This is a genomic window from Noviherbaspirillum sp. (assembly GCF_035944575.1).
Classification (GTDB): domain Bacteria; phylum Pseudomonadota; class Gammaproteobacteria; order Burkholderiales; family Burkholderiaceae_D; genus Noviherbaspirillum.
The window spans coordinates 1-15671 of sequence record NZ_DASZBA010000019.1; the positions used below are offsets into that span (position 1 = coordinate 1).

Genomic DNA, 15671 nt, shown 5'->3' on the forward strand with positions numbered 1-15671 from the left:
ACGGCGAACGCTGCTGGCGGTCGCCATGTCCTGCGCATGCGCGGCCTGGCTGCCGGCTGCCGGCGCGAATGAACCGGGCGGAAAGAGCGTCCAGTCAAAACCGGTGCCCAAACCGGTGGTTCTGCGCGGCACGCTTGGCGATGCGCAGATGCAGATGAACCTGCGGCCCAAGGCGGACGTGGCGGAGGGATGGGAAGGAGATTACTTCCTGTTCGGCCAATCCGCGAAGATTTTGCTGGCCGGTGAATTCGAAGACGGCGAAATCGCGATGGAGGAATCTGAAAACGGCATCGACGTTTCCGGTCAATGGAACGGCAAGTTCAGCGGCGATACTCTCATCGGCGAATGGATGTCGGTCAATGGCACCACCATCAAACCGTTCAAACTGAAGATCGTGCCGGCGACGGGGGATACGCCCAAACGCTCCGGCAGGCCGAGCCAATAAACTTTCATCCAGGGAGGTTGCTTGACCGATCGAAATTCGTCGCAGCGGAAATCCTTTCAAACCGCGCTCATCCATAACGACTACAAGGCGCCCGCCGGTTTTGGCGCCTTTCCGACCGCGATTCATCATGCTTCCACGGTGCTGTTCAAGGATGTCGCGGCGCTGCGCTCCCGCAACTGGCAGGACAAGTCCTCCTACACCTATGGCTTGCACGGCACGCCGACCACCTTCACGCTGGAGGCAAGGCTTGCCGCCATCGAAGGCGGCGAGCACTGCCTGCTTGCGCCGAGCGGACTGGCCGCCATCGCGATGGTCGATCTGGCGTTGCTGAAGACCGGCGACGACGTGCTCATCCCTGACAATGTGTACAACCCGAACCGCGAGCTCGGCCGCTGGCTGTCGGAGGATTTCGGCATCACCGCCCGCTTTTACGACCCGCTGATTGGCGAGAGGATTGCCGACATGATTCAGCCGAACACGCGGCTGATCTGGACCGAGGCGCCAGGGTCGGTCACCATGGAAGTGCCCGATATTCCGGCGATCTGCCGGGCAGCGCGCGCCTGCAGCACGCCGGAGCGCAAGGTCGTCGTGGCAATCGACAATACCTGGTCCGCCGGGATTGCATTCAGGGCATTCGATCACGGTGTCGATATCGTGATGCAGGCATTGACCAAATATCAGTCCGGCGGCTCCGACGTGCTGATGGGCGCAGTGATCACGCGTGACCGCGATCTGAAACACAGGATCGAGCTGGCGCACATGCGGCTCGGCCTCGGCGTCGGCGCCGACGACGCCTACCTGGTGATGCGCGGTTTGCCGACCATGCAGTTGCGCTTCAATGCCCACGACGCCGGCGCTCGCACCGTTGCCAATTGGCTGAAGGCACGGCCGGAAGTGTCCGCGGTGTTGCATCCCGCATTGCCGGACTGCCCCGGCCACGAAACGTGGCAACGCGACTTCTCGGGTGCCGGAGGGTTGTTTTCGGTGGTTTTTGATGCCCGTTACGCTGAAGCCATGACCGATCGTTTCATCGACAGCCTGAAGCTGTTCAAGATCGGCTACAGCTGGGGTGGCGCCAACAGCCTGTGCGTACCGTACCGGGTAGCCAGCATGCGACGTAACTGGCCGCACGAAGGACAGCTGCTGCGCTTCAACATCGGCCTGGAGGATCCGCAGGACCTGATCGCGGACATCGAACAGGCGCTTGCGGTTTTGCGTCAGGACGGATAACGGACCGGCGCGCCTTACGCCGCGCCGCTATCGCGTTTATACCGTTTGCGGTAATGCGGCTTCGCTGTTCTGCTTCAGAAGGCGGGCAAAGTCGTCGGCTGGCAGCGGACGGCCGAAATAATATCCCTGGATTTCGTCGCAGCCGCGCTCGCGCAGAAAATTCAACTGCGCGACGGTTTCAACGCCTTCGGCGACCACCGTCGCTTTCAGGCTCTTGCCCATGGCGATAATGGCGTGCGCGATTGCGGCGTCCGCCTGATCGTGGGGGATGTCCCTGATGAACGAGCGGTCGATCTTGATGATATCGACCTGGAACTGCTTCAGATGCGATAAGGACGAATAGCCGATCCCGAAATCGTCGATGGCAATCCTGATTCCCATGTTTCGGATCTCGGAGAGGATACGGACTGTACGCTCGGTGTCGTACATCATCATGCTTTCGGTAATTTCAAGTTCCAGCAATGCCGGGTCCATGCCGGCATCCTTTAATACCCTGGCGGTTTCGGCGGCCAGGTTTTCGTCCGAGAACTGGCGCGGCGACAGATTGACCGCGATTCGGAGCGCCGGCAGCCCCTGCCGTTGCCAGGACTTGTTCTGCCTGCATGCTTCGGTCAAAACCCATTTCGACAACGGAACGATCAGTCCTGTCTCTTCCGCCAGCGGAATGAAATGCGCCGGCGATACCAGGCCGAGGTCCGGGTGCTTCCAGCGCACCAGGGCCTCCATGCCGGTAATTGCACCCGTGCCGGCGTCGACCTTGGGCTGGTAATGCAGTGCCAGTTCGCCGGCTTCGATAGCCCGGCGCAGGGCGATTTCCATCGCCAGCAGCTGGGTCGAATGGGAATCGATCTGGGGTGAATAGAACTGGAACATATTCTTGCCGCTTTGCTTGGCACGATACATCGCCATATCGGCATGCTTCATCAGCGTGAATCCGTTTCGGCCGTCTTCCGGGAAGAGGCTGATGCCGATGCTTGCGGTGATTTGCACCGGCTGACCGTCCAGCGCATGCTCGCGCACCATGGCGGAAAGAATCTTTTGGGCGATCTGGCCTATGCGCCCGCTGTCCGGAACTTCCTCGATCAGCACGACGAACTCATCGCCGCCAAGGCGTGCGACGAAATGCCGGTCCGCGCCCAGGGCAATGACATCCTCGGCCTGCATGCAGGCGCTGATGCGGCCCGACATTTCCTGCAAAAGACGATCGCCGGCATCATGCCCGAGACTGTCGTTCACGCTCTTGAAGCGGTCCAGGTCGATGAAGAGCACCGCCATGCGCTTGTTGTGGCGCTGCGCCTGGGTGGCGGCATGATGAAGATGGTGGTTGAACATCGCCCGGTTGGGCAGGCCGGTCAACGCATCGTGGTAAGCAAGGTGCTGGATGTGCTCCTCCATTTCCTTGCGCTGGCTGATGTCGCGTACGAGCGAAAGCGTATGCTGCTGGCCATCGATGTTGATCGGCCCCATCCGGATTTCCACCGGAAAGGTTGTGCCGTCCTTGCGCATGTGCCGGCTTTCGAGAGCGACCGGTTTGCGGGACTTCACCTGCTCATGCAGGTACTGCAGTTCATCCAGGGAAAGATCGACATCGATATCGGTTACCCGTCGCGCAAGCAGCTCCTCGCGGGAATAACCAAGGCTGTCACAGCCGTGCTGATTGACGTCGAGGATGTTGCCGGCGAGGTCGTGCACATAGAAACTGTCGGACGCCTGTTCGACGAGGGAACGGAAATGCGCTTCGCTCTCGCGCAACGCATTTTCCGCCTGCTTGCGTTCGAAGAACTGGCCGATCTGACGGCCCATGATATGGGCGCTCTCCAGCAATTCGGAATCCGGCTTCTGCACGCGCCTGCGGAAGAATTCCATCACACCGAGAATCTCCCCGCCAGCCTGGACAGGGAAGGCGAATGCCGCATGCAACCCGGTCTCGCGTGCTGCGTTCGCCCGCGGGAAGTGGGGATCGAGCGTGACATCATCGATCCATACCGGTTCACTCAACAGCAGCGTGCGTCCGATGAGGCCGGCGCAGGCGGGCAGCTTGATAGCGTGCTTGGAGTGCTGAAAAAAGCTGTCGAGGCGCGAATGCTTTTGCGACCAGACGGCGGTGCGTTCGAAGGCATCTTTCTGCCGATTCAGCGTCCAGAGGGCGCCACAGGCCCAGCCGGCGGTCTGGCAGATGGTCTCCAGCACCTGCGGCATGGTTTCCTCGATCGAACGCGAATCCGCCAGCAGGCGGGTTACCGCGTATTCCATCGATTGCCGCAGTTCGACCGCTTTTCGTTGGGTGATGTCTTCCACCGTCCCATGCAGGCGCGTTACCAGGCCGTTGACGTTTCTCGCTGGCTGGCCGGCAATCCGTATCCAGCGGGTTTCCCCTCCGGTGAGATAAAGACGGATCGAAATGTCGAAGTCCAGGCCTAGCAACAGCGCGTTGCGGATTGCCGTTCGCAGAGGGAAACGGTCTTTTCGCTGGACATGTTTAAGAAGGACCCGATAGCTGGGTGTGTGGCCCGGGGGCAGCGCCAGCGCCTGGAAGCACTCCTCCGAGCATCGCATGCGTCCGCTGGACAGGGTGAACGACCAGTTGCCGAGACGGGCGATGCGTTGCGCCTCCTCCAACCGCTCATACAGCACCTGCATCTTCCGCAGGGACATCTGCTGCGATTGCTCCATGAGCGAACGCTGGCGATCGACCTGCTCATATGCCAGATTGACCTGATCGAGGAATTGCCGCCACTGTGCGAACGTGGCGGGCAGCGACCCGGCTTCCAGGCCAAGGGTCCGGAGCTGAAGCGACAGGAGGCGATGCGTGGCGGTCAAGTTGGTCAACGAATAGTGCGGCGAAAGCCGGACAGGAGACGAACGTCTGTCAACCAGCGATGGGGTGGCGAGATGACGTGCTTGGCGCGTTTATCGTCAGGGCAGGTGAACGCCTTGGGTATCATCGCTTTCTCGCTGGGTTTTACAGAATGACAATAGATTACACCGTTCGAAAACCGATTGCCAGCGTTAAACCACGCGAATCAACCCAAGGTTGAATATTCATGCCGTGAGGCAATTTCCGGATCAGACAGGCATTGCCTTGTTATCGTTGAGGTCAACCAAGCCCTTGATCAGCCGGTATGCCTTCCATACCCAAGCCAGGCTCCATACCAGCCAGGCGAGCGGAGCGCCGATGATGGTGATGAACAGCAAGCCGCCGACAGTCATCCAGAACAGATACCACCAGAAGGACCTGATCTGCCAGCTATGGTGGCTGCGGACGAAGGTGCCGGTTGCGTCGTCCCGTTTAACATAGTTCAGGATTAACGGGATCCAGGAAAACAGACCCAGCGAAAATACAAAGCTGATGCCGTGAAAAATATAAAGCCAGAATGCGAGATTCTTGGAAGATTGCAACCGGGTATCAAAAACGAGTTCCTGTGCCATGGTGACTCCTTGGTTGGCCCCGGCTGGGGCGGATTATGCGAATAATGACAAGATGCCGTCCAAGCCCACAAAGTTCAAGGCCACATCGGCCTGCGCGCGCACAACCGGTTTTGCCCGGAATGCCACCGACAATCCCGAGATACCCATCATCTTCAGGTCATTCGCCCCATCGCCCATGACGATTGCCTTGCTGGCCGGGATGCCAAGCTGGGCGCATATCCGTTCCACGGTATTCTTTTTCTCGTCGGCATCGACGATTCCACCGGTCACGCGGCCGGTCAGCTTGCCGTCCACGACTTCCAGCAGGTTGGAATGCGTGTAATCAAGCCCGAGCCGGCTCTTGATCCGGTCGGTGAAAAAAGTGAAGCCGCCTGATACCAGCAAGGTTTTGATGCCGGCTTCTTTGATGGCGGCGAGCATGTTTTCCGCACCAGGCGACAGCTGCAAGCGCTCGTCATAGACCCGCTGCAATGCCGACGCATCCAATCCTTTCAACAATGCAACCCGTCGCGTAAGGCTTTCCCTGAATTCGATTTCGCCACGCATAGCCGCTTCGGTGATTTCGGCGACCTGAGGCTTCAGTCCCTGCATGTCGGCGATTTCATCGATGCATTCGATGGTGATCAGCGTCGAGTCCATGTCCATCGCCAGCAGTCCGAAGTTCGACAGGCTGCGGCCGGGTTCGATGAAGGTACAGTCGAGCCTGGCTTGCAGGCATTCCGCTTCGACGCGCGCCTTGGTATCCGCGGAGAAAGCTGCATGCTCACAACGGTAGGCATGTGGGCCGACTTGTACGATGCGTTGCGCATCCGCCAGCGCGGCGATGCGATCGATGGTCGGCCGGTCCGTCGCCAGGCCCTGCAAAATCAGGTTCATTATCGGGTTGCTCGATTAAAGGTAAAAGTAATTCATGTCAGCGATCGGATGGCCGTCTTCACCTGCGTGACGCGCGCCGCCAGGTCCGGCATGCTGGCGGTAATGCGCAGCTTGTCCTGTCCGTTGAGCTTGATATGCCGGTTCTTCTGGATCAGCTCGATGATGCGCATTGCATCGATCGGCGGATTGGGTTCGAACTGCAGGACCGCCGATTCCGCGTGGGCATCGATCTTCACGATGCCTACCGGTTTTGCCGCGATACGCAGGCGGTGTGTCTCGATCAATGCCTTGACTGCTTCCGGCATCTTGCCGAAGCGGTCGATCAGTTCCTCCTGCAGGTCATCGATGGCGCCCGAAGTCTGGCAGTTGGCCATGCGCTTGTACAGCGACAGGCGTTCATGCACATCGCCGCAGTAGTCGTTCGGCAGCAAGGCGGGTACATGCAGATTGATTTCGGTCGTCGAGGACAGCGGCGCTGCGAGGTCGGGTTCCTTGCCGTTCTTCAGCGAGCGTACTGCTTCGTTCAGCATGTCGGAATACAGCTGGAAGCCGATTTCATGCATCTCGCCCGACTGGTTTTCTCCCAGCACTTCGCCGGCGCCGCGGATCTCGAGGTCATGCATGGCAAGGTAGAAACCGCTGCCGAGTTCCTCCATCTGCTGGATCGCTTCCAGCCGCCTTTGGGCCTGCTTCGTAAGGCTCTGCACGTCATGCACTAGCAGATAGGCGTAGGCTTGGTGATGCGAGCGCCCGACCCGGCCGCGCAGCTGGTGCAGCTGCGCCAGGCCGAACTTGTCCGCGCGATGCATAATGATGGTATTGGCGGTCGGCACGTCGATGCCGGTTTCAATGATGGTGGTGCACAGCAGGATATTGAACCGCTGCGAGACGAAATCCCGCATGACTTTTTCCAGGTCGCGCTCGTGCATCTGGCCGTGGGCCACCGCGACGCGTGCCTCGGGCAGCAGACGTTCGAGCATCTCCCTGCGGTTCTGGATGGTCTCGACTTCGTTATGCAGGAAATACACCTGCCCGCCGCGCTTGAGTTCGCGCAGACAGGCTTCCCGTATCACCGACTCGTCCTCCCGGCGCACGAAAGTCTTGATCGCGAGGCGCTTCTGCGGCGCCGTTGCGATGATCGAGAAATCCCGCAGGCCCTCGAGCGCCATGCCGAGCGTACGCGGAATCGGCGTGGCAGTCAGCGTCAGCACGTCCACCTCCGCACGCAGCGCTTTCAGTGCTTCCTTCTGGCGCACGCCGAATCGATGTTCTTCGTCGATGATCACCAGTCCAAGCCTCGAAAACTTGACTTCATTCGACAGCAGCTTGTGCGTTCCGATCACGACGTCGATGGTGCCGTCCGCCATGCCCTTGATGGCCTGCGTGACTTCCTTGCCAGTCCGGAAGCGGGACAGCTCCGCGATCTTGACCGGCCAGTCGGCGAAGCGATCCGCAAATGTCTGTGCATGCTGCTCTGCAAGAAGGGTGGTGGGCGCAAGGATGGCAACCTGCTTTCCGCCCATCACCGCCACGAAGGCGGCGCGCAATGCAACCTCCGTTTTGCCGAAGCCTACGTCGCCGCAGATCAGCCGGTCCATCGGCCTGCCGCTCGTCATGTCCGTGATGACCGCATTGATCGCGGCGCTCTGGTCAGCGGTTTCCTCGAAACCGAAGCTTTCGGCAAATGCCTCGTAATCGCGCGCCGAATACTGGAAGGCATGTCCCTGGCGCAGTGCACGGCGGGCGTACAGGTTGAGCAGCTCGGCGGCGGTGTCGCGGATTTGCTGGGCGGCTTTTCGCTTCGCCTTTTCCCACTGTCCGGAGCCGAGCGTGTGCAAGGGCGCTTCCTCCGGCGATGCACCGGAATAACGCGAGATGACATGCAGCTGCGATACCGGTACATACAGCTTGGTGTCCTTCGCATATTCGAGATGCAGGAATTCGGTTTCGCCTTCGCCAAGATCCATGCTCAACAAGCCCATGTAGCGCCCGATGCCATGGTTCACATGCACGACCGGATCGCCGACCTTCAGCTCCGACAGGTCGCGCACCATCGACTCGACCTGCGTGACCGCTTCCTGTTTTCTTCTGCCGGGCCGGCGTCCGGAGCCGGCGTAAAGCTCTGTTTCGGTAATGAAGACCAGGCCGCCAAGGTCGTCGCCGAGTTCGAAGCCTGCATGCAGCGGCGCAATGCCCAGCATCAACTTGTCCGACGCGGTCTCGAAATCGGTAAGCCCGTCGCAGACAGTCAGCGGCAAGCCGTATTCGGCGAAATACTGTTGCAGCGTTTCGCGCCGCCCGCCGGAATCGGCGCAGATCAGCACCCGTTTTCCGGTCTGCAGCAAATACGACCGGAGGTTGGCGAGTGGATCATCCATGCGCCGGTTGACGGCGATGTTCGGCAGCGGCGCGGAAATCTCGGATGCCGTATCGCCGTGCTGGATGGCCCACCGGCCGAAAGGCTTGGCCAGCGTGAAGAAATCTTCCGAGGTCAGAAACAGGCTTTCGGGCGTAAGCAGCGGCCGTTCACGGTCGGCCTTGAGAAAGCGGTAACGCGATTGGGTGTCGCTCCAGAAACGCTGGATCGCCGCGTCGATATCGCCGACAAGCGCGAACGCGGTTCCCTCGGGAAGATATTGGAAAAGCGTTGCCGTTTCTTCGAAGAACAGGGGCAGGTAGTATTCGATGCCTGCGGAAGCGATGCCGTTGCCGATGTCCTTGTAGATCGGCGACCGGGAGGGATCACCTTCAAACACTTCGCGCCAGCGGCTGCGGAATGCAGTGCGCGCAGTCTCATCCATTGGAAATTCGCGGCCCGGCAGCAGCCGGACTTCCGGCACCGGATACAGCGATCGCTGGGAGTCGGCGTCGAAGGTGCGTATGGTCTCGATGGTGTCGCCGAAAAGGTCGATCCGGTAAGGAAGGACCGAACCCATCGGAAACAGGTCAATCAGGCCGCCGCGCACCGAGTACTCGCCGGGCGACATCACCTGGCTGACGTGGGAATAGCCGGCCAGCGTAAGTTGTGCTTTGAGCCGCGCTTCATCGAGCGTTTCCCCTTGCTTGAAAAAGAAGGTGTAGGCGGCAAGAAATGACGGCGGAGCCATCCGCAACAGCGCCGTTGTGGCCGGCACGATCAGAACGTCACATTGCCCGCTGCGGATTTCATGCAAGGTTGCAAGACGTTCCGACACAAGGTCCTGGTGCGGCGAAAAGGCGTCGTAGGGGAGGGTTTCCCAGTCCGGAAGCAGGTGGCAGCGCAGCTTCGCCTGTCCATCGTCGCCAAACCAGGGAATCTCCGACAACAGGCGCTGGGCATCGGTGGCATTGGCCGCGACAACGGCCAGCATGCGGCGTTCGGCTTTCAGGATCTTGGCCGCCTCCGCCAGCATGAATGCATCGGCTGACCCATGCACTGCGGGCAGCGCGAAACGTTGGCCAGACTTGGGAAGGGATTTTTTCAGGTCAAATGACATCAGGTAGCGACATTCGGCATGTCAGGTGCGGCGAGCCTCGGAAGCCCGGAACAGCGATAAACGGGAAGGCGAAATTATAATCCATGCACCGTTACGCCATTGCGGCGGCGGCCCTGCTGCGCCTCCACGGAGCGCCCTGGGGTATCATCATGCCGGTCTACAATCTTCTGTTGTTCCACATTCCTGCCTTCCCATGACCGCTCCCCGTTACTTCGCATTGGTTCCTGCCGCCGGCATCGGCGCCCGGATGGCAAGCGCAAGCCCGAAACAGTATCTTCCGCTCGCGGGCAAACCGATGTTGCGGCATGTGCTGGAGACCTTCGCCGCATCCGAATCCATCGCGCATACTTTCGTGGTTGTGAGCGCTTCCGACGGTTATATTCATGCATTGATGAAAGAGGGCGGCGATCTCGCCGCCAGGGTGACCGTACTTTTCAGCGGCGGCGCGACACGTCAGCAAACCGTGCTCAATGGCCTGAACGAGATGCGGGAAAAGGTGGGCGATGACGACTGGATACTGGTGCATGACGCCGCCCGTCCGGGTTTGACCCTGCAGCTGATCGATGCGCTGATCGATGCACTGCGAAACGATGAGGTCGGTGGTCTGCTTGCCTTGCCGGTGGTCGATACATTGAAGCGGGCTGACGCGGGCGGCCGGGCCCAGGCCACGGTGGTGCGCGAAGGCTTGTGGGCCGCACAGACGCCGCAGATGTTCCGCTACAACCTGCTGCGGTCGGCGCTGGAACGGATCGAAAGCTGCACCGACGAGGCGAGTGCAATCGAAGCGCTCGGATTGCGTCCGGCGCTTGTTATCGGAAGTCCGCGTAATTTCAAGGTCACCTTGCCGCAGGACATCGCGCTCGCAGAAATTTATTTGAAAGGGTTTTCATGACACTACCGGCATTCCGGATCGGACAAGGCTATGACTGCCATGCGCTGGTTCCCGACCGCAAACTGATCATTGGCGGGGTTGCCATCCCGCACAAGACGGGGCTGCTTGGCCATTCGGATGCGGATGTATTGCTGCATGCAATCACCGATGCATTGTTCGGTGCGGCCGGATTAGGGGATATCGGCAGGCATTTTCCCGACACGGACCCGCAATTCGCTGGCGCCGACTCGCGCGTGCTGCTATCCGAAGCCGGGCGGCGTGTCAGCGCAACCGGATTTGCCATCGGTAATATCGATGCCACGATCATTGCGCAGGCTCCCAAGATGGCGCCGCATATTGCGCGGATGATTGCCAACATCGCGGAAGATCTCGGCCTGGAAGCGAGTCAGGTCAACATCAAGGCAAAGACAAACGAAAAGCTTGGTTATCTCGGGCGGGAAGAGGGCATCGCGGCCGAGGCGATTGCGCTGATCTACCGGAAATAGGGCGAGCTAGCCGCCGCCGATCCCGCTCGTGACATGGCCGGTGCCGGCGCAGTTCGGACATTCCGCGCCATCCCGCAATTTGCCGGTGCCGCTGCACTCATCGCATAGATCATCGCCGGTGCCAGGCGTCCCTGGTGCCGCTTCATCGCCAGGTTTCAGATTGACCGGCTTTCCCTGTTCAGCGCCGCTGGATGGTGAGGTGCTCATGAGATCTCCTTTTCGCGTGCCTTGAACTGTGGATGGGCCGACGTGTTCACGTCACTCCCTGTTGATTGGCACATATGCTGGGTAGATTGCCCGTCCAACAAGAAGTTCATCTCCCGCGTGTTCGGGAATCGGCGCGTATCCCGTTGGAGTATTCACGCTTCAAAGCGCATCGGACCGCTTTGCACGCCGTCATATTCGGAAACTCGAAAAGTCGAGAGCGAATGCGAGTATCTTGTCTTTCTCTTTTGGAATGAAGTGCCGGGCTGAAGGTCCTGGGCGGTTTTGACTCGCAACCCTTGCGGTTCTTGTGGGCAAAATCCGCGATGCGCCCGGGGGTGGGGCAATCCAGAAATCAAGGCCGGCATCGTCGGAAAAAAGATTTCCCGATGGCGATTCGCGCGTGACCGGTTCAATCGTTATCCGATGCCGCCCGCTTTCCGCCGAGCGGCAGCGAAATCCGGATCGCAAGGCCGCCGCTGCTCCGATTCTGCAGACGCATGGCCCCACCGTGCCGCTTGACAACGCGATCGACGATTGCCAGTCCGAGGCCGGCCCCGTTAGCCTGGCTGCGCGCGGTGTCCATGCGGGTGAATGGTCGGATCAGTCGTTCCATTTCCTGTTCAGGCACCCCCGGGCCATGGTCTCCCACTTCCACGATCGCCTTGTCGCCTTCGATATGACATCCCAGGTCGATCTCGGTAATGTCCAGCCCGGCGGTCTTGCCGTAACGTCGGGCATTTTCAATCAGGTTATTGACCACGCGTCGCAGGTCGGTGGCATTGCCGCGCACTTCGACCCCGGGCACGATCACGGTCTTGACCGTCGTCTCGGGCAGCCGCTCGGTTTCCCGTCCGATGTCGGCGATCAAGGCACTGATATCGATGGGGACAAAGCTTGCAACGTCGGTCGGTTTTGCGTAATCGAGAAACTGTCCGATGATCGCATCCATTTGCGAGAGGTCCGACTGCATCCCGAGCCGTGCGTCGTCCGGCAGTTGCGCCATTTCGACTTCGAGCTGCATGCGCGCCAGCGGCGTGCGCAAATCGTGCGATATACCCGCCAGAATGACGGCACGATCGGACTCGACGCGATTCAGATCGCTGACCATCTGATTGAAGCTCCGATTGGCTTCCTTTATCTCCGTCGGTCCCTTTTCCGGCAGCGGATCCGGTTGCTTGCCCTTGGCGATTGCCCGGGTTGCCGTGGTTAACTGCGCCAGCGGCTGGTTGATCAGACGTGATATGAACACGGCGCCGAGCAGGGCCAGCAGAAACGTCATCGTGCCCCATCCGATCCATTGGATGCCGGAAACTCGCTCAATGCGATCCCGGTCCAGCCGCAGCCAGTATTCATCCTCCTCGATCTTGAAGCTGACCCAGAATCCCGCAACGTCATTCACCTTGGCGGCGAACTTGGTATCTTCACCAAGCCGTGCTCTTACGTCGGTTTGCAGCACCGGTTGCAAGCCGGTGTAGGGAGGAGGGACAACCACGTCCGTTTTTTCAAGGGGGTAGATCCGGATGCCTTCATTGCTCGCAAGGTCGAACAGCAATTCGCGCCGCATATCCGGTGCCGAGTGCGTGAGCGCCGCACGGGTAACCGTCACGATGGAAATGACCTGCGCAGCCAATTGCTGCGCACGCGGCGTTCTCTCCACCATGCGGAAGCTCACCACCCATGCGGCAAGACTGGCGGTGATGAGAAAGGAGAGAAGAAAGAAAGTCCGCCAGAACAGGCCGCTGCGCAGCCAGCCCAGCCGGTTAGTGGCTAAAAACATCGAATGAAGGATCTGCAGACGACGGCCATGGCTTAACGAGGCTGCCCTTCCGGAATGAAGACATAACCGAGGCCCCATACCGTCTGGATGTAGATCGGATTGGAAGGGTCCGGCTCGATCAACTTGCGCAGACGGGATATTTGCACATCAAGGCTGCGATCGAAGACTTCGTATTCGCGGCCCCGTGCGAGCTCCATCAGTTTTTCGCGTGAAAGCGGCTGGCGGGCATGGCGGGCAAATACTTTCAATACGGAAAATTCGCCAGTCGTGAGCGAGATCGACTCGCCGCTTTTCTTTAGCGTACGGGTGCCGAGGTCGAGAATGAAATCGCCGAACTGGAAAGTTTGCGGGGTTTCGGAAGGGGCTCCCGGTATTTCATCCGGGCCTTTGCGCCGCAGAACGGCGTTGATGCGGGCAACGAGTTCCCGAGGGTTGAACGGTTTCGGAAGATAATCGTCAGCGCCCATTTCAAGGCCGACGATGCGATCCACGTCCTCGCCTTTCGCGGTCAGCATGATGATGGGCGTTTCGTCACCGGCACCGCGCAAGCGGCGGCAGATCGACAAGCCGTCTTCGCCTGGCAGCATCAGGTCCAAGACCAACAGGTCGTAGCGTTCGCGTATCCACAGCTTGTTCATCGCCTGTGCGTTTTCCGCTGTGACGACATTGAAGCCCTGTTCCGCAAGGTAACGGCGCAGCAGATCGCGCAGGCGGAGATCGTCGTCTACAACCAGGATGCGGCCCTGGTGCGTATTGGTGGCATTCGCGGATGCGTTGCCTGTTGAGTTTGTCATAGTCATGGCGCTATGGTAACGGTAGGGATCAGGTGATAAATAGGAGTGACGCAAAGCATTACAAAGTGTTACAAACTTTACCTTAATGGACTTAGCCTCTTCGGCGATGAGGCATACACTGCGTATTAATGAATGCCAAGCCGCAGACATGGAGCGTCCTGTCTGTGCTTCTTGAAAACATTGCAGGATAATCGGAAAGTATCCCGGAAATGTCGTGTATGAATATGGGCGTTAAACAAATCTTTATCGCGTCGCTGTTGATTTTAAGCATGCCCGGCGTATTTGCGCAAGGTGCGGCGAATCACGGCCGCACTGTGCAGCACTTCGGCACGGCCGCGTTTTTCTACACCCAGAAGGCGGGTGCGGAAAGGGTTGATCCGGGCATGGACCAGGTGCAACGCGACGCCTCCCAGCGCGACCAGGAACGTCGCAGATCAAGGGATGCCGGCTTGCCTGACAGCAGCGGTTCCGGCGACTCGGCTGACAATCAAACCAATGCCGCATCGGATGCCAACCGCAAGCAAGGCAAGCTTAGCCTTGAAGAGCGTCGCGCGCTGCGCCGGCAGATCGATGAAGCCGGACACGATATCTACTCACCGAAGCGGTAATCCCTCTTCTTCTCCTCGTCCGTCATGAACATCCGATGCGGCTGGCCGGCGAGTTCGGCAGTCAATCTGGCGAACTGACGATACAGCTCACCGAATCTTTCGTCCCATTTCAAGACTGCAAGAAGCTGCGCTTGCGCAGCATCGAGATCGCCCCGCGCGATGGGGCCGGTCAACGCTTGTGCTGGACCGAGATGGAGCACGTTATCGACCGTATTGCGCACCAGCGGGCCGAGCAGTTGCAGCGCGAGTTCAGGCGGAATGCCCGCTTGCCGGTATGCCTGCCCGGCGACATCCAGCAAGGTAACCAGATAGTTCGATGCGAATACGGCCGCAGCGTGGTAAATCTGCTTCTCGCCGGTCGCTATGGGTACCAGCATGGCGCCGATCATCTTAAACAGCGGCGATAGCGCCTCCAGCGCGACGACATCACCCTCGATGCCACAATATGTGCCGCCAAATTCCCCGGCTACTTTTTCCGGCGCCGCAAAACTCCTGATGGGGTGGACGCTGGCGACCGCCGTGCCTGCGTCGCGAGCGGACCGTAGCGCCGAGGACGCAAGTGCGCCGCTGCAATGAAAGACGACAGACCCCGTTGCCAGCCTTCCGCTGTGCGCAAGGGCTTCGCAAGCGCTTTCGATCTGGGTGTCGCCGGCGGCGATCATGTAAAAATCAGCCGGTGCGAGATCATCGAAACCGCTTGCGGCTCGGCCCGCACCCAAAAATGAAATTGCCTCCAGCGTACTTGCTGCAGACCGGTTGAGCACGTCAAGAATTTGCATGTCCGCATTGGCCGACAGGCACCGGCCCAATGCCTTGCCGACCTTTCCGCAGCCGATGATGGTGAGCGTCTTTTTATGTACGGAAGTGCTCATGCAGCGCTCCTTTCGCGCCATTCGTTCCGGAGCAGCGAATAGCAGTTCAGGTCATGAAATTGTCCGCCCCAGCATGCCTGTTCCCGATGTACGCCTTCGAAACGAAAGCCCAGTCTCGTCGCCAGTTTGATGGACGCGAGATTGTCCGGATGCGTCTCGGCCTGCACCCTGTGCAGCCCCATGTCGTTGAACCCATAGTCGAGGATGGCTTCGACCGCTTCCAGCATCAGGCCCTGGCCGCTGCAATCCGGCGCAATCTCATAGCCGATGACGCAATTGCACCAGCTCTTGTTCCAGCGGAACAGACCGCAGGTGCCGATGAGCCTGCCATCGTCGCGACGTTCCAGTCCCCAGCGAAAGCCGCTGCCGGCGGCATGCCAGCTTACGAACATCTCCGCGAGCTGGATCGCCTCATAACGTTCGGTGATCGGTTCGACGCCATACCACTGCATCCAGTCCCGGTCGGAATGAATGGCGTACAAGGCATCCACATCCTGCGGCAGTATTTGCCGCAATGTCAGTCGCGGAGTGACAAGCTGAGGGAAGGGGGAGTGCATCGACACCATCGGATCAGTTGCTG

Annotated in this window: 14 protein-coding genes; 5 read left to right on the forward strand and 9 right to left on the reverse strand. The window is 59.7% G+C overall.

Annotated features, from left to right (window positions below; all coding sequences use genetic code 11):
* The coding region (locus VGU61_RS01050) for a hypothetical protein (RefSeq protein WP_326857239.1) at positions 1-445 on the forward strand (445 nt) is incomplete at its 5' end.
* A 21-nt stretch (positions 446-466) separates the two neighbouring features.
* On the forward strand, positions 467-1675 hold the full coding sequence (locus VGU61_RS01055) for a cystathionine beta-lyase (protein WP_326857240.1): 1209 nt from the start codon (positions 467-469) through the stop codon (positions 1673-1675).
* 36 nt (positions 1676-1711) lie between these two features.
* Here VGU61_RS01055 and VGU61_RS01060 read toward each other — a convergent pair whose 3' ends face one another.
* The 4 genes from VGU61_RS01060 to mfd form a co-directional block, all read right to left on the reverse strand.
* Positions 1712-4504, reverse strand: coding sequence for an EAL domain-containing protein (locus VGU61_RS01060; RefSeq protein ID WP_326857241.1), 2793 nt, complete (start codon positions 4502-4504; stop codon positions 1712-1714).
* A gap of 237 nt (positions 4505-4741) precedes the next feature.
* Positions 4742-5104 carry a DUF4870 family protein gene (locus VGU61_RS01065; RefSeq protein ID WP_326857242.1) on the reverse strand — a complete coding sequence of 121 codons (363 nt, stop codon included), beginning with the start codon at positions 5102-5104 and terminating at the stop codon, positions 4742-4744.
* Between the two features lie 33 nt (positions 5105-5137).
* Positions 5138-5980 (reverse strand): phosphoserine phosphatase SerB, encoded by an 843-nt coding sequence (gene serB, locus VGU61_RS01070; RefSeq protein ID WP_326857243.1) that lies wholly within the window; start codon positions 5978-5980, stop codon positions 5138-5140.
* Positions 5981-6012: 32 nt separating this feature from the next.
* Positions 6013-9456, reverse strand: coding sequence for a transcription-repair coupling factor (mfd, locus tag VGU61_RS01075; RefSeq protein WP_326857244.1), 3444 nt, complete (start codon positions 9454-9456; stop codon positions 6013-6015).
* Between the two features lie 193 nt (positions 9457-9649).
* On the opposite strand from mfd, the gene ispD reads away from it, so the two are divergent.
* Positions 9650-10348, forward strand: a complete 699-nt coding sequence (gene ispD, locus VGU61_RS01080; RefSeq protein ID WP_326857245.1) for a 2-C-methyl-D-erythritol 4-phosphate cytidylyltransferase — start codon at positions 9650-9652, stop codon at positions 10346-10348.
* On the forward strand, positions 10345-10833 hold the full coding sequence (gene ispF / locus VGU61_RS01085; RefSeq protein WP_326857246.1) for a 2-C-methyl-D-erythritol 2,4-cyclodiphosphate synthase: 489 nt from the start codon (positions 10345-10347) through the stop codon (positions 10831-10833). The genes ispD and ispF overlap by 4 nt, the downstream gene beginning before the upstream one ends.
* A gap of 6 nt (positions 10834-10839) precedes the next feature.
* Here the strand turns inward: ispF and VGU61_RS01090 are convergent, their stop codons facing one another.
* The 3 genes from VGU61_RS01090 to ompR all read right to left on the reverse strand — a co-directional run bounded on the left by VGU61_RS01090 (position 10840) and on the right by ompR (position 13611).
* On the reverse strand, positions 10840-11040 hold the full coding sequence (locus VGU61_RS01090) for a hypothetical protein (RefSeq protein ID WP_326857247.1): 201 nt from the start codon (positions 11038-11040) through the stop codon (positions 10840-10842).
* Between the two features lie 409 nt (positions 11041-11449).
* Complete coding sequence (locus VGU61_RS01095) at positions 11450-12817, reverse strand: ATP-binding protein (protein WP_326857248.1); 1368 nt, start codon at positions 12815-12817, stop codon at positions 11450-11452.
* Between the two features lie 32 nt (positions 12818-12849).
* Positions 12850-13611 carry a two-component system response regulator OmpR gene (gene ompR, locus VGU61_RS01100; protein ID WP_326857249.1) on the reverse strand — a complete coding sequence of 254 codons (762 nt, stop codon included), beginning with the start codon at positions 13609-13611 and terminating at the stop codon, positions 12850-12852.
* 269 nt (positions 13612-13880) lie between these two features.
* Here ompR and VGU61_RS01105 point away from each other — a divergent pair, with 269 nt between their 5' ends.
* The gene (locus VGU61_RS01105; RefSeq protein ID WP_326857250.1) at positions 13881-14219 is read left to right on the forward strand and encodes a hypothetical protein; all 339 of its coding nucleotides are present in this window, start codon (positions 13881-13883) and stop codon (positions 14217-14219) included.
* Here the strand turns inward: VGU61_RS01105 and VGU61_RS01110 are convergent.
* Positions 14201-15091: a Rossmann-like and DUF2520 domain-containing protein gene (locus VGU61_RS01110; protein ID WP_326857251.1), complete on the reverse strand. Its 891-nt coding sequence runs from the start codon at positions 15089-15091 to the stop codon at positions 14201-14203. The genes VGU61_RS01105 and VGU61_RS01110 overlap by 19 nt on opposite strands.
* On the reverse strand, positions 15088-15671 hold a 584-nt coding region (locus tag VGU61_RS01115; protein WP_326857252.1), incomplete at its 5' end, for a GNAT family protein. The genes VGU61_RS01110 and VGU61_RS01115, both read right to left, overlap by 4 nt.